The organism is Runella sp. CRIBMP, assembly GCF_009905605.1.
Lineage (GTDB): Bacteria > Bacteroidota > Bacteroidia > Cytophagales > Spirosomataceae > Runella.
In genome coordinates, this window is the sequence record NZ_JAAAKZ010000030.1 from 1 (window position 1) to 12,863 (window position 12,863).

General features: G+C 42.4%; 11 protein-coding genes and 1 tRNA gene. 5 read left to right on the plus strand and 7 right to left on the minus strand.

Going from position 1 to position 12,863, the window contains the following annotated elements; translation table 11 throughout:
• Positions 1–196: 196 nt before the first annotated feature.
• From GVN20_RS28775 to GVN20_RS28790, 4 genes are all read right to left on the minus strand, one after another.
• Positions 197–270, minus strand: a tRNA-Asn gene (locus tag GVN20_RS28775).
• A gap of 184 nt (positions 271–454) precedes the next feature.
• Positions 455–730, minus strand: a complete 276-nt coding sequence (locus tag GVN20_RS28780; RefSeq protein ID WP_114067371.1) for a hypothetical protein — start codon at positions 728–730, stop codon at positions 455–457.
• A gap of 33 nt (positions 731–763) precedes the next feature.
• Positions 764–1,387, minus strand: a complete 624-nt coding sequence (gene rsmG / locus GVN20_RS28785; RefSeq protein WP_166561654.1) for a 16S rRNA (guanine(527)-N(7))-methyltransferase RsmG — start codon at positions 1,385–1,387, stop codon at positions 764–766.
• A gap of 32 nt (positions 1,388–1,419) precedes the next feature.
• A complete protein-coding gene (locus GVN20_RS28790; protein WP_166561655.1) occupies positions 1,420–2,592 on the minus strand; it encodes a glycosyltransferase in 1,173 nt (390 codons plus the stop codon).
• Between the two features lie 113 nt (positions 2,593–2,705).
• Here GVN20_RS28790 and tgt point away from each other — a divergent pair, with 113 nt between their 5' ends.
• The 4 genes from tgt (at position 2,706) to glf (ending at position 8,092) form a co-directional block, all read left to right on the plus strand.
• Positions 2,706–3,839 carry a tRNA guanosine(34) transglycosylase Tgt gene (gene tgt, locus GVN20_RS28795; protein ID WP_166561656.1) on the plus strand — a complete coding sequence of 378 codons (1,134 nt, stop codon included), beginning with the start codon at positions 2,706–2,708 and terminating at the stop codon, positions 3,837–3,839.
• Positions 3,840–4,004: 165 nt separating this feature from the next.
• Positions 4,005–5,516 (plus strand): OmpA family protein, encoded by a 1,512-nt coding sequence (locus tag GVN20_RS28800; RefSeq protein ID WP_166561657.1) that lies wholly within the window; start codon positions 4,005–4,007, stop codon positions 5,514–5,516.
• Positions 5,517–5,621: 105 nt separating this feature from the next.
• The gene (locus GVN20_RS28805) at positions 5,622–6,911 is read left to right on the plus strand and encodes a nucleotide sugar dehydrogenase (RefSeq protein ID WP_166561658.1); all 1,290 of its coding nucleotides are present in this window, start codon (positions 5,622–5,624) and stop codon (positions 6,909–6,911) included.
• Between the two features lie 80 nt (positions 6,912–6,991).
• Positions 6,992–8,092 carry a UDP-galactopyranose mutase gene (glf, locus tag GVN20_RS28810; protein ID WP_166561659.1) on the plus strand — a complete coding sequence of 367 codons (1,101 nt, stop codon included), beginning with the start codon at positions 6,992–6,994 and terminating at the stop codon, positions 8,090–8,092.
• A gap of 301 nt (positions 8,093–8,393) precedes the next feature.
• Here glf and GVN20_RS28815 read toward each other — a convergent pair whose 3' ends face one another.
• Together GVN20_RS28815 and GVN20_RS28820 are read right to left on the minus strand one after the other, a co-directional pair.
• Complete coding sequence (locus GVN20_RS28815; RefSeq protein ID WP_166561660.1) at positions 8,394–8,714, minus strand: DUF3784 domain-containing protein; 321 nt, start codon at positions 8,712–8,714, stop codon at positions 8,394–8,396.
• Positions 8,714–10,048 carry a (Fe-S)-binding protein gene (locus GVN20_RS28820; protein ID WP_166561661.1) on the minus strand — a complete coding sequence of 445 codons (1,335 nt, stop codon included), beginning with the start codon at positions 10,046–10,048 and terminating at the stop codon, positions 8,714–8,716. Before GVN20_RS28820 ends, GVN20_RS28815 begins: the two co-directional genes overlap by 1 nt.
• 206 nt (positions 10,049–10,254) lie before the next feature.
• Between GVN20_RS28820 and GVN20_RS28825 the strand changes: the two genes are divergently transcribed.
• Positions 10,255–11,772 (plus strand): magnesium chelatase, encoded by a 1,518-nt coding sequence (locus GVN20_RS28825; protein ID WP_166561662.1) that lies wholly within the window; start codon positions 10,255–10,257, stop codon positions 11,770–11,772.
• Positions 11,773–11,830: 58 nt separating this feature from the next.
• Here GVN20_RS28825 and GVN20_RS28830 read toward each other — a convergent pair whose 3' ends face one another.
• Positions 11,831–12,835 carry a hypothetical protein gene (locus tag GVN20_RS28830; protein ID WP_166561663.1) on the minus strand — a complete coding sequence of 335 codons (1,005 nt, stop codon included), beginning with the start codon at positions 12,833–12,835 and terminating at the stop codon, positions 11,831–11,833.
• Positions 12,836–12,863: the final 28 nt, after the last annotated feature.

Below are 12,863 nucleotides of genomic sequence, written 5' to 3' on the forward strand. Positions count from 1 at the left end.
TGTCAGGGATATTCCATTCTTCTTATTTAGATTGACGAAATTATATGCTTAGCTTCCCCAAGAATTCAGCTTGAGCCTGTTTAAGTTGCAGTATCGGTTTAAACATTTTCAAAATGTTTAAACCGAATTTTATTGTTTAAACTAAAGTGCAACAAAAAAACCTGACAATCTGTTGATTATCAGGCTTTTACTTGAGCTCCCGAGGCTGGGCTCGAACCAGCGACCCTCTGATTAACAGTCAGATGCTCTAACCGACTGAGCTACTCGGGAATTGGGACACCTACGTCGTTTCCGATTTTGGTGGTGCAAAAGTAAGTAGTTCAGTATTTCAATGCAAGAACTTTTTGAAAAAACTTTACTCCTTTTTCGCTTATTGCCTGACATTCTATGGGTTAAACCTTCCAAAAATGATACATAAATTAATCACTAGTGGGTAGAAAAGGGTCAAAACTTCCTAAACTCGCTCCAAAATAAGCGCCTTGATGCGCTGTGCATCACTTTTTGTGAAATTTTCAATGACAATTTCGGGCCTTGCGCGAGGAATAACGCGGATGGTTGCGAAGAACATGCCACTGTCAATCTCTACGCCAGAAATATCGCTGTAAAACACAAATTGCTCGGTCCCACCAATGAGTTTTCTCATTTTAAAACTTACACCTTTGTCGGTCAACTGAACCTCATTCGGCCTAACGGGGTCTTTTATACTGCTTGATTTGAATACTTCGTTCATGAGTTTAAAATTTAACGTATAATAGATAGGATACTATCCTATGGGTACATAAACTATTTTTTTTGTCTCAAAAAATTCTTCCTCAAAGAAATCTTGAAGCTCAAAGATACGGCTTTTGCGCTTTAATTCGGCCAACTCTTCATCCAAATCGCCTCCCTTCAGTGCTAAAATACCGTTTGTGATGGGGTGAACATGATTACGGCTGATTTTACTCCGCACCCAACTATACAGTGGAGCAATGCGCGTCACTGCCCGCGTAACCACAAAATCGTAGTCTCCATCGGCCTGTTCGGCCCTGCAATGTTCGGCTCGAACATTTTTTAAGTCAAGGGCATTGGCGATTTCTTGCACAACTTTGATTTTTTTTCCGATGCTATCCACCAAATGGAACTCCGACTCAGGGAATAGAATTGCCAACGGAATCCCGGGAAATCCGCCACCAGTACCTACATCTAAAATATTGGAAAACTCTCTGAATTTTACCACTTTGGCAATGCTCAGCGAGTGTAGTACGTGGCGCTCATAAAGATTCTCTACGTCTTGCCGCGAAATAACATTAATCTGTGCGTTCCAGAAGGCATACAGCTCTTGCAGTTGCCCAAACTGGGCTTTTTGCTGAGGCGATAACTTGGGGAAATATTTTTCTACTATTTGCATATCATTCATGTTTTTACTGATTCATTTGGGTATTACCTCCATCTTACTTTCTTACGTCGATTGTACCACATTACAAACGACATTACAAAATAATAGACAAAGAGCGTCACGTCCATCAACGGAATCACAAACCAACCTACTGATTTGTAAAGTTTGCGGGAGGCAAGGCCCAGTACAATCCATTGTGACACAAGACGTATACTAAAAAGTACGCCTATGATGATGATATAAGCAAGCAAAGCCGGATAATTCCATAAGCAACCTAAAAGCAATCCTAAAAATAACATCCACGACAGTACATGCGTACCTGACAATACCGCTAAACGAATTTTATTGCCCCTTTTATAGTATTTGCTAACTGACAAATGTCGTTTCTTCTGTCGATACCAATCTTTCCACGTTGTTTTGGGGATGGAAACCATAAATGTATCGGCGTTTAGGCAAACAGCCGTATTGTGCCCAGTAGCAATTTCATTCATCAACAAATCATCGTCACCACCCATAACCCGTAAATGCGTATAAAAGCCTTTGTTTTGGGTAAAAAGCGACTTTCTGTACATTAAATTCCTGCCTACTGCCATGTAAGGCTTTCCTGCCAAGGCTAAGGATAGGTATTGAATAGCCACATAAAATGTTTCAAAACGAATCAAGCGATTGAGAAAGCCGTCGAGCTTTTGGTAAGGGGAAAATCCAATAACTATCTGCTTCTCCTCCGTAAGACAGGCCGCCATCCCTTTAATCCACTGATCGGTTGTTGGCCGACAATCTGCATCGGTCAATAATATTACATCATGCTTCGCGCCTCGCACTGCGGTTGTAACAGCGTACTTTTTGGGCGTAACGTGGTCGTATTCTTGCCTGATATGTACAAAACGAACCTTGTTCCAGACGGTTGCTTCCTCTTCGGCAAATTCTTCAGTTCCGTCCCACGAACGATCATTCATCACAACCACCTCATAGTTAGGATAGTCTTGCTCGTTGAGCATGGGCAACAACTCCTGTAAATTTTCCAGCTCATTGTGTGCACAAACCACAACCGTTACAGCAGGCCATCGTTCTTTCTCAAGCGGAGGCTGTTGAAAAAGAAGTTTCGCAAATACGAACAGGATATAATACAATTGAACTAAGACAATTACGACAAACAGGCCTAGTAAAATGTTTAAGAAAGGATAAAGGAACCAATTGGTCGAGTAGAATATATCCATGCGGTAGTAAAAAGTTCGCAAATATAACAGGGGTTGGGCAGATGCTAAAGACCTGATGATAGATTAAATCATATAGTATTCTAATTTTGTGCCTCAAAAGTTAATTCACTTTCATGAAATTCGATATTATTCATAAAGATTCTGGTACCAAGGCCAGAGCTGGAGTGATTCAGACCGACCATGGTACCATTCAAACTCCCATTTTTATGCCCGTTGGTACCGCTGGTACTGTCAAGGCAGTACACCAGCGTGAATTAAGGGATGATATAAAGGCACAGATTATTTTAGGCAATACCTACCATCTGTATTTACGCCCAGGGTTGGATATTTTAGAAAAGGCGGGCGGACTACACCGCTTTAATGGATGGGACAGACCTATTTTAACCGATAGCGGTGGTTATCAGGTCTATTCGTTGGCAAAAACAGGACGTAAAATCAGCGAAGAGGGCGTAAAATTCAAATCGCATATCGACGGGTCTACCCACTTTTTTACTCCCGAGGGCGTCATGGATATTCAACGCCGAATCGGTGCGGACATTATTATGGCTTTTGACGAATGTACACCTTACCCATGTGACTTTTCCTACGCAAGGACGTCTATGGATATGACACACCGCTGGTTGAAGCGCTGTTGCGACCGTTTTGACAATACACAGTCTATTTATGGCTACCAACAAACGCTATTCCCCATTGTTCAGGGGAGCGTTTACAAGGACCTAAGAATACAATCAGCGGAGTTTATTGCCGGCATGGAGCGAGAAGGCAATGCTATTGGAGGATTATCAGTGGGTGAACCCGCCGAAGATATGTACGAAATGACTGAGTTGGTTTGTGGTATTTTACCCGCTAATAAGCCCCGTTACCTGATGGGCGTAGGCACCCCAGAAAATATTTTGGAGAGCATTGCATTAGGTATCGATATGTTTGACTGTGTTATGCCTACCCGGAACGCCCGGCATGGTATTTTATACACCACAGAAGGAGTGATAAATATTAAAAATGAGAAGTGGAAAGATGATTTTAGTCCTATTGATGAGCGTTTAGGGGGCTACGTAAGCACTTCTTACACAAAAGGCTATTTAAGGCACCTCATCAAATCAGAAGAAATCCTTGGGGCACAGATTGCAAGTGTACATAATTTAAGTTTTTATTTATGGCTTGTAGGACAGGCGCGGGAGCAAATTATTGCGGGAACATTCCCTCTTTGGAAGGCTGAGGTTTTGAGAAAATTAACGTGCAGGCTTTGAAAGCTGGTAAAAAAGAATTTTCTTTAGAGTATCAAAATATTTTTTGAAATAAAAATTGAATCCATACTTTTGTTGGCGAATCTGGTCAGGAAAGACTATTTTTGCGATAGTAGAATTTATAGGTATAGTGAAACGTATCCCCCTTATTCAACAAAAAGGTTTATTATGAAAAAAGTATCTCTGCTTGTCACATTCGTATTGTTGGGATTCTGTTTGCTTGAAACTCAAGCGCAGTACAATCCAAAGGCTCCTTACGAAGGCCCCTACAAGCTGAACACTTGGTCTTTAAGTGCTTATCTTGGTCCAAGTCAATTTTACGGCGATTTACGTGAATATGACTTCTTCCCAGTAGGTACTAATAATTTTGACAGCCGTTCAGAACGTGGAACCATGCATTTTGGTGTATCTCTTGGAAAACAACTCACCTACCTCTTTGGGGCAAGATTGGACGTTGGTGCAGGAAATTTGAAAGGGATGAAACGCCGTATCTACCAATCTTACTTTAATGCCAATTATTTCCAAGCCGACCTCTCAGCCACTGTAAACATTAAAGGTCTTCTTTTTGGACCCACAAAATTGAAACGCTGGAAAATGGATGTGTATGCTGGTGCTGGTCAAGTTTGGTTCAAATCTACCGCCTATCAGTTAGGGTCTGGACGTTTGCAACGCCGCTCTGATGATTCACCTACACTGCGTAACAATACCACTGAACTCAATAAGAAAGCTTCTTCTTATACACAGGAATGGGTTATCCCTGTTGGATTCAGTACTTCTTACGAACTAACAAAATCGCTTGATTTAGGTCTTGATTTTCGTTTGAACAACGTAAATACTGAAAAATTGGATGCAACCGTAGGTGGTGACGCTTCCTCTATTTATGATGGCCCAACGGGTGGTCGCTTGTATGAAGGTGGCGATGCCAACAACTTCCTAGGAACCCCTAAAGGAAGTTCAGCCCTCGATAAATATGGCTACCTTGCCGTAACATTGACTTACAAACTAGGTAAAAACCCATTACGTGTAGAGAAGAAAAACGGCAAGTGGGCGTATGACTTTAACGCACTTGATGCTGGCAAAGGTTTTTATCACTTGCGTTATACCGATCCTAAGTTGCTCGTAAAACCACCAAGAATTCTTTCATTGGCTGAAATTGATTCAATTGCGAAAGCCAATAAACCTAAAGAAATTGATCCTCGTTTGTTGCAAGATACAGATAACGATGGTGTTTCTGACTACTTCGATAAAGAGCCTAACACTCCAGCTGGAAGTATCGTAACGGGTGCTGGTCAGAAAATTGATTTTGATAAATATGTAAGAGACGCCCTTCCTGGCATGGCTTGCAATGAAATATTTGCCAACATATTGTTCGACACCGATAAAGCAATCATCAAACCAGAGTTTTATGACTTGCTCAATAAAGTGGTTGAGTTGATGAACAAAACCCAATGCCGCTTGCAAATGGCTGGCCACGCTGACCGCCGTGCTTCAGACCGCTACAACGTAGCTCTTTCTGAACGCCGCGTAAATGCCGTAAAACAATACCTCGCGCAAGCAGGCTTGAAAGATCCAAACCGCATTGTTGTTGACGCTTACGGTTCATTTAAGCCAATTGCTGACAACGGAACAGTAGACGGATTGAAGAAAAACCGTCGCGTAGAATTGAAATTAATGCCTTAATATCTAAAGGCCCCCAAATGAAAAGACCTTGGCAAACGTCAAGGTCTTTTCATTTGGCACTAACCATACACGTATTGTATCTTTACGGTCAGATTAATAAACAAAATGTATCAGCAACTCCTCCAGAAAGAGAAACAAATAGCAATTATTGGCCTTGGATATGTAGGACTTCCTATTGCTTTAGAATTTGCCAAGTATTTTCGAGTCATTGGATTTGATATTAATCAACATCGTATTGATATGATGAGGGCTGGCCAAGACCCTTCCAATGAATTGGATTCAACTGTTTTTGAGGATAAGGACATCTTCTTTACGGCCAATCCCGACGATTTACAACAGGCTCATTTTTTTATTGTAGCCGTTCCTACCCCCGTTGATGATTACAAAGTGCCTGATTTGAAACCCCTCATCGGGGCGTCGCACGCGATTGGCAAAGCACTAAAAAAAGGTGATTACGTTATTTATGAGTCAACCGTCTATCCAGGTTGTACCGAAGAAGATTGTTTGCCAATTTTGGAAGCCGAATCTGGGCTGACATTAGGGGAAGATTTCAAAATCGGTTACTCACCAGAACGAATCAATCCTGGTGACAAAGAACGCACCATTGATAAAATCCTGAAAATAGTCTCTGGAAGTGATGCCGAAGCGTTGGAAGAAATTGCCCAAGTCTATGGCAAAATCATCACCGCAGGGATATACAAAGCCCCTACCATCAAAGTGGCTGAAGCCGCCAAAGTAATCGAAAATACCCAACGCGACCTCAATATCTCGTTGATGAATGAGTTGGCCATTATTTTTGACATGATGGGAATTGATACCAAAGATGTGATTGAAGCAGCGGGGACCAAATGGAATTTTATTAAACTATACCCTGGCTTGGTAGGAGGGCATTGCATCGGTGTTGATCCGTATTATCTGCTCTATAAGGCTAAAAAATTAGGCTACGATCCGCAAGTAATCCACAGTGGGCGACGTATCAATGACGGTATGCCTGGGTTTATCGCTAAACGATTGGTACAGATGTTGATTCAAAAGGGAAAAAGCCCTCAGAATGCCAAAGTACTGATGATGGGGATTACATTTAAGGAAAATGTCTCGGATATTCGTAACTCAAAAGTGGCGGATTTAGTCAAAGAACTGATGAGCTTCTCCATCAATGTGCACCTTGTTGACCCGTATGCGTCCCCCAATGAGGTCGCCCATGAATATGGATTGACACTCATTGATAAGCCGTCCAAAGACTATGATGCAGTTATTGTTTCGGTAGGACATGACGGATATAAAACACTGGATATTAACTATTTCAAGTCTATTATGAATACTGAGCCGATTTTGATGGACCTGAAAGGAATGTATAAAAATACGGAGGAAAATATAACGTATTGGAGGTTGTAAACAATCATTCTCCACCTGAAATAAATTTTTAGATAGCCCCAAAACGAAAGGCTATACTATTGGGCCATAAACAAAAAAATATGTACGATTATCTTATTGTGGGTGCAGGGCTATTTGGTAATGTATGGGCACACGAAGCGACCAAAAGAGGGAAAAAATGCTTAGTGGTAGACCGCCGGAACCACATTGGCGGAAATACTTACTGCGAAAATGTAGAAGGAATTAACGTTCATTACTACGGTGCGCACATTTTTCACACCAATGATAAAGACATTTGGGATTATGTCAACTCATTTGTAGAATTTAACCGTTATACCAATTCGCCCGTGGCAAATTATTACGGTGAACTCTACAATTTGCCCTTCAATATGAATACTTTCTACCAAATGTGGAAGGTACGTACTCCGGAAGAAGCAAAAGCAAAAATTCAGGAACAAATTGAAGCTGCCAATATCAAAGAGCCTAAAAATCTGGAAGAACAGGCCATCTCATTGGTAGGAACCGACATCTACGAAAAACTCATTAAAAGCTACACCGAAAAACAATGGGGACGTAAGTGTGTAGATTTGCCAGCTTTTATTATCAAGCGCCTGCCAGTCCGGTTTACGTTTGATAACAACTATTTTAACGACCGTTATCAGGGGATTCCGATTGGCGGCTATAATAAACTCAACGAAGCCTTGTTGGAAGGAATTGATGTGCGTTTAGGCGTAGATTACTTTAAAAACCGAGCAGAATTGGATGCATCGGCCAAGCAAATTGTGTATACGGGCCAATTAGATGAGTATTTTGATTTTAAACTCGGCTATCTGGAATACCGTAGCCTGCGTTTTGAACATCAAACGTTGGATACCCCCAACCATCAAGGTAATGCGGTGGTCAATTATACCGACGGAGAAACAGCTTATACGCGAATCATTGAACACAAGCATTTTGAGTTTGGGACGCAAGATAAAACGGTCATTACACACGAATATCCGCAAGAGTGGACGCCGGGTCAGGAACCTTATTATCCTGTAAATGACGATAAAAACGATAAGCTATTACGTGAATACCGTAAACTAGTCGACGCAGAAACGAATGTGATTTTTGGCGGACGCTTGGCAGAATATCGTTATTATGACATGCACCAAGTGATTGGGTCGGCCCTTGCAAAAGTTCGGAAACATTTTGGAGAATAAAAAAAAAGAATTATATTCGTATAGTTCTTTGGGTGAGTGTTTCTTTTCGTTCAGTGATTTTATTTTTGGAATTAGGAAATAAAACAGTGAGTAAGAAACGCCAAAAGCGTCTCAAATGCTGAAAAGCAGTCACAAAGTGGTTTAAGCAAGTTAAAAATCAGGATTCAAGTGAATGATTGATGATTAGTTTCCTTAAAAATTTTGGTGAACTAAGGTGCAAACAAGAAACTTACTCAAAAAACTAAAAAAAACGGGGCAGGCAACTGTCCCGTTTTTGCGTTTTATAGGTCCAAGTGTTTTGTCATTTACTTTTTACAAACCGCTGGCCACCAATCAGGTAAGTTATGGTGAGTAAAAATGTGGAAATCAAAAGAAATACGATAGTGAGCAACTCATATTTTGTTCCTTTCAGCCACATAGTTAAACCTCCTGAAATAAAAAAAATCAGCCCTATAAAAATGATAAAAATCCCAGCCCAGCGAGCTAAACCTTTCGGGTCGGTAAGTTCGTTTGGATCACGCGGAAAATTCGACAGCAAATAAATGGCCTGTTTTTTCCAAATAAACACCCCTAAGCCGATCAAAAAGCTACCAGTAATTCCGAAAATGTATATTTCTTTCATTAGCTTTTAAGATTATCAGCCCAGTTGAAACGGTCATCGGGAGAGAATTTCCACGGAGCTTGGTTGGTTTCAAGGTTATTGAACATAGCATTCCATGAACCCGGGGCCTGTGCTTCATCCATGATTTTGTAACGGCGCAATTGTAGAATAATTTCCAAAGGATTGATTAGCACGGGGCATTCTTGCACGCAAGCGTTACAGGTAGTACACGCCAAAATTTCTTCTTCTGAAATATAATCACCGAGCAGGCTTTTGCCGTCGTCTTTAAACTCTCCCCCGTTGGCCAGCATGTTTTTACCGACATCTTCCAAACGGTCGCGGGTATCCATCATGATTTTGCGCGGAGAAAGTTTTTTGCCCGTTATGTTTGCTGGACAGGCCGACGTACATCGGCCACACTCCGTGCAAGAGTACGCATCCATGAGGTTTTTCCAGCTTAAATCAGCCACGTCTTTGGCTCCAAAACGCCCGATTTCGGCGGGCACTTCGTTGGCATCAGGTTGTTCAAGTCCCAACATGATTTTGACTTCTTTGGTAATATCTGGCATGTTTGACATTTCACCTTTGGGAGTCAAATTGGTAAAATAGGTATTGGGGAACGCCAAAAAAATGTGCAAATGCTTGGAATAAGTTACGTACAGCGCAAAGCCAAAAATGCCCAAAATGTGCGCCCACCACGCGACGCGTTCCACTGCTACCAAAGCGCCATCCGAAAGATTGGTAAAGATAGGTTGTAAGAACCCGCTGAAAATGAAGCCTCCTACCAATGGATAATGCTCCGCACCGCGTTCTTGTAATAAGCTGTCGGCAGCATTCATGCTCAAAATCGCTAGCATCAGCACAATTTCGATGCCTAAAATTGTATTGGCATCCAGTACAGGCCAGCCGTTCAGCTCACGGTGACGAGTGGGTTGAAGACGCTCTACTTTTGTGATGTTGCGCCGAATCAGAAAAATGACGCAGACGGCAAGTACGCCTAAGGCCAAAAACTCGAAGAAATTGATGAGGATTGGGTAAAAATCGCCCAATAATGGGGCGAACAACCGGTGGGTGCCCAATACCCCGTCCAAGACGATTTCGAGCACTTCAACGTTGATGAGCAAAAAGCCCGCGTAAATCACAAAGTGCATTAGACCCACGATAGGGCGGTCAAACATTTTCTTTTGCGCAAAAGCCACCCGTAGCATGGTAGACAATCGTTCGGTAGGGCGGTCGGTTCGATCGACGGCTTTGCCGAGTTGAATCGTCTTTTTAATAATTCCGATGCGTTTGCTGATCAGCCAAGACGTTAGGCCGAGTGCTGCGACAAACAGAAGTTGTTGAACAATTTGCATAATGGTTCTCAATGGTTGATTTATTCTGCAAGCAGAGTATGAACAAATATCGGAAAAATGGAATAGGTTGCAAATGAACTGGATAAAAAACTGCTTGGCAATCTCTAAACTTACTTAAAGTTGTTAACTTTCGGGAAGCTATGCAAAACTATTCTATCCTTTGGGCTGTTACACACACATACCCAAACTAACCAATTTTCGACAATATGACCTATCGTGAGTTGAAGTCTAAACAGCTTCTCAAAATCCACACGCTTGGAGAGTTAAAAGCGGCGGGTTATCAGCCAAAATCCATTAAACAGGAATTAAGAGATAATCTTATTGAAAAATTACGGGCCAAAGAATCGGTTTTTCCGGGTATTTGGGGATATGAGGATACCGTTATTCCTGATGTGGAGCGGGCGATTTTGTCAATGCACCACATCAATCTATTGGGACTAAGAGGGCAAGCCAAAACACGTATTGCACGATTAATGGTCAATTTGTTAGATGAGTACATCCCTGTGGTGGCTGGCTCAGACCTGAACGACGACCCTTTGGAGCCACTTTCGCGTTTTGCCCGGGATATCATCCATGAAAAAGGAGACGATACCCCAATTGGGTGGATGCACCGCGACGATCGCTACGCCGAAAAACTCGCCACGCCCGATGTTTCCATCGCTGACTTAATTGGGGATGTTGACCCCATCAAAGCGGCTACGCTCAAGCTACCTTACTCAGATGAACGCGTTATCCACTTTGGGCTTATTCCGCGTTCGCACCGTTGTATTTTTGTCATCAACGAGTTACCCGATTTACAGGCACGTATTCAGGTTTCTTTGTTTAATATTTTGCAAGAAGGAGATATTCAGATTCGCGGTTTTAAGCTACGTTTACCGCTGGATATTCAATTTGTATTTACGGCTAACCCCGAAGACTATACCAATCGCGGGAGCATTGTGACTCCTCTGAAAGACCGGATTGACAGTCAAATTGTTACGCACTATCCTAAGTCACTGGAAATTGGCCGCAAGATTACGCAGCAAGAAGCGATTGTCAAAACTGAACAAAAAGGCATGATTAAGACCAATGAAATCATTAAAGATTTGATTGAGCAGATTGCCTTTGAAGCCCGAGAAAGCGAATACGTTGATTCTAAAAGTGGAGTATCGGCTCGCCTAACGATTGCGGCTTACGAAAACCTACTTTCGGCAGCGGAGCGGCGCGTGCTTCTAAACGGTGAAAAAGAGACCTACGTACGTATTTCTGACCTTTATGGCGTAGTGCCTGCCATCTGTGGAAAGGTAGAGCTCGTCTACGAAGGCGAAGTAGAAGGGCCCGTAATTGTGGCCCAAAACCTGATTGGCAAAGCCATTCGTACCCAATTTCTGAATTATTTCATCAACCCCGAATCCCTGAAGAAGAAAAAAGGAGCTAAAAATCCTTTCCAAAAAATTCAGGATTGGTTTGGTGAAAATGAAATGGATATTTTGAGCGACCTCACCAACCGCGAATACGAAGCGCGTTTGCGTACCATTGAAGGTCTGGACGACCTGGTGGATGATTTCCACCGGGGATTAGGGCGCGAAGAAAAACTGTTTTTAATGGAATTTGCCCTGCACGGAATGGCAGAATACTCGCTCGTGGGCAAGCAAGCGATGGACAATGGGCTTCATTTTAAAGATTTACTCAGCAGTATGTTTTCGGGCCCCGATGCTGATGACGACGATGACGACGTTTTTTAGTTTTATATACAACAGTGCCTAACGCAAACGCCCAGCCAAAATTGGTTGGGCGTTTGCGTTAGGCCGCCAGTCGTCGATTGGGGCGGAGGGAATCCAATAACGGTCGGGTATTTAGCTCTAATCGCTGTTTTACAAATCCATCGCGCAAATAAGCGGGAAGCGCATCAATCCACTGTGAATATTGCTCTATTCCTACCGCTTTTGCTATGTAACATTCATGGACAAAATTGAGGTACTTCACGATGTTGAGCAACGAATGGTGAAATTGAGCAATATCAATGTCGGCTTCAACAAACCGCTCTAATTCGCGCTGACTGCCCGATATTTTTAGTCTTGCCATAATATCGAAATAGGTCGTAACACCCATACTGTTGGCAATTTGTTCCCAATTTCGTACGCCAAACTTCGTCAATATCTTTCCCGTCTTGGTACGGAGTGCCTTTTCAGGATTGGCCTGTAAACGCTGCCGAAACGCCCGTGCCGATAAATTACGCGTAGTTTTTAGAAATTGAGCCACGTGTGCTTCCGCCTGCTTAGGCGTTTGGATAGGCAATAAAAGGGCTTGCTCATCACTGTCAAGCAAATGATGAAGGGTATAGTGCCCAACGGGCCCCTCCGCGTAAAAACTCACCGATTTTGGGTACCAGCCTTTGACCACGTACCCGTTGATAATCTGCCGGATAATGGCTTCGGCATTCACATTAATCCCTTGAATGGATAGAAAAGCCTTGGCGCTATATAACACGCTATAATACGCCTGAGGGAAGGTAGAGTGAAGGGCATATTTGAGAAAATTCTCGTCAGGATTGGCGGCGGTGGTTCTCAATGTAAACTCTGCATTCCACGCGTTGAGAAGCCATTTTTTGGTGAGATTTAGGCGTTCAGTTTCTTGCTTTGGGCGGAACCTGCGCAACCCTGTCAAATGCCCGATTTTGTTAGAACCTGCCAAGTGACGAATGTGATAATCAATCCCTCTAAAATGATTCAAAAACACCTGTGCAGGAATGGATTTTTGCCATTGCTCATCGGCATTTATTAATTGATTTTCTGGCGGCTTTATCATTGTTTTTGGTATTTTTTCAATAAAAAAA

Coding starts and splice junctions, on each gene's coding strand:
- GVN20_RS28780 (WP_114067371.1), bottom strand. CDS start 730: ATGAACGAAGTATTCAAATCAAGCAGTATAAAAGACCCCGTTAGGCCG.
- rsmG (WP_166561654.1), bottom strand. CDS start 1,387: ATGCAAATAGTAGAAAAATATTTCCCCAAGTTATCGCCTCAGCAAAAA.
- GVN20_RS28790 (WP_166561655.1), bottom strand. CDS start 2,592: ATGGATATATTCTACTCGACCAATTGGTTCCTTTATCCTTTCTTAAAC.
- tgt (WP_166561656.1), top strand. CDS start 2,706: ATGAAATTCGATATTATTCATAAAGATTCTGGTACCAAGGCCAGAGCT.
- GVN20_RS28800 (WP_166561657.1), top strand. CDS start 4,005: ATGAAAAAAGTATCTCTGCTTGTCACATTCGTATTGTTGGGATTCTGT.
- GVN20_RS28805 (WP_166561658.1), top strand. CDS start 5,622: ATGTATCAGCAACTCCTCCAGAAAGAGAAACAAATAGCAATTATTGGC.
- glf (WP_166561659.1), top strand. CDS start 6,992: ATGTACGATTATCTTATTGTGGGTGCAGGGCTATTTGGTAATGTATGG.
- GVN20_RS28815 (WP_166561660.1), bottom strand. CDS start 8,714: ATGAAAGAAATATACATTTTCGGAATTACTGGTAGCTTTTTGATCGGC.
- GVN20_RS28820 (WP_166561661.1), bottom strand. CDS start 10,048: ATGCAAATTGTTCAACAACTTCTGTTTGTCGCAGCACTCGGCCTAACG.
- GVN20_RS28825 (WP_166561662.1), top strand. CDS start 10,255: ATGACCTATCGTGAGTTGAAGTCTAAACAGCTTCTCAAAATCCACACG.
- GVN20_RS28830 (WP_166561663.1), bottom strand. CDS start 12,835: ATGATAAAGCCGCCAGAAAATCAATTAATAAATGCCGATGAGCAATGG.